General features: G+C 73.0%; 1 protein-coding gene. It reads right to left on the bottom strand.

All coding sequences use genetic code 11. The features are described from left to right. The coding region (locus tag EIO58_RS18080) for a baeRF11 domain-containing protein (protein ID WP_127820572.1) at positions 1-1,112 on the bottom strand (1,112 nt) is incomplete at its 3' end. Positions 1,113-1,302: the final 190 nt, after the last annotated feature.

Below are 1,302 nucleotides of genomic sequence, written 5' to 3'. Positions count from 1 at the left end.
GTCGGAACCGCGAACCGCAGCGTGGCCGCGAGCGGCGAGCCGTCGAGCAGATCCGCGTTGCGGACCGCCCGCACTCGCCCGCCCGTCCGCAGCACGCGCGCGGCGATCTCGTCGACGAGCGGCGGCGCGTCGGGCGCGTCGCGATCGACGACGTTGCCGAACTCGTCGATCCGCCCCGTGGCGTCGGACTCCAGGTCGAAGCGCAGCTCGTCGATCGCCGCGGAAGCGGCGGCGGCCGCGACTTCGGCGAGCCGCGTCGTGGCGAGGTTCTGGGCGCGCAGGGTGCCGAAGTCCTCCTTCCACGCGGCGGTCTCGTCGTCGCGCAGGCGGTCGAGAGCCTCGCGGGCGAGCCGCTCGATGTCGCGGTCGTCGAGTGATTCGGGGTGCGCCTCGACGCCGTCGCCGAGCAGCTCGGGGTGCGTGTTGACGGCCCGGTACGCGGGGGCGAGGTCGGTGGTGGCGGCGAGGAGGAGCGGCACGTGATCGGGCACGACGCGCACCACTTCGTCTTGGACGGTGCGGCAGAAGCGCGCCCGCTCCACGCGGTCGCCGGTGGCGCCTTGAGCGCGGTCGCGGTCGGCGTCGCCGTCGTTGTCGGCGTGGTGGAGCATGAGCTCGTGGTCGTCGGGCAGGTCGAGCGCATGCTCGATCGGCCCGTGATCGGGCCCGATCTCGGTCAGGCGTGCGAGCCGCTCGGACAGCTGGAGCACGAAGATCCGCGACGGGTACGAGATCGTGCGCAGCAGCCGCGAGGTGTCGAACCGGTCGCCGACCACGACCTTGCCGCCGACGCGGTCCGCGAGGCGGAACACGTGGAGTCGCTCCGGCGAGGCGAACGCGACGATCGAGCGGGACTGATGCGCCCAGAAGTCGTCGTGGTCGATCAGCGACGTCAGCCGCGTCTCGACCGCGCGCCGCGCGCCGTGCGGCACGTCCTTGCGCTCGCCGAGACGGCGGAGCGCGTCGTCGATCGAGTCGCGCAGCGCGATGCGCACGCGCTCGTGGTCCTGCGGCAGCGGCGAGGACTCGAGCGCGATCGTGACGCTCGGGACGGCGCGGTGGTCCATGAGATCGATCAGCTGGGCTTCGTCGGGAATGTCTGCAGGGAGCATGGCAGCGACGCTAACGAGGTCACCTGCAACGGTGGAGGGGGTTGCGAACGAACCCCGCCGGGACTACGAAGCGCCGTGCCAGCGGCCGGCGCGACCGATCCGCCGCTCCAGCTCCGCCGCCGAGGCCGCGGCGCCCGCGGCCAGCTCGGAGGCACGCGCGGCATCCTCGGTGCTCTCGACATCTGGTGAT

The organism is Microbacterium sp. CPCC 204701 (assembly GCF_004010105.1).
Taxonomy (GTDB): Bacteria; Actinomycetota; Actinomycetes; order Actinomycetales; family Microbacteriaceae; genus Microbacterium.
This window is presented reverse-complemented; position numbering and strand designations above follow the sequence as displayed.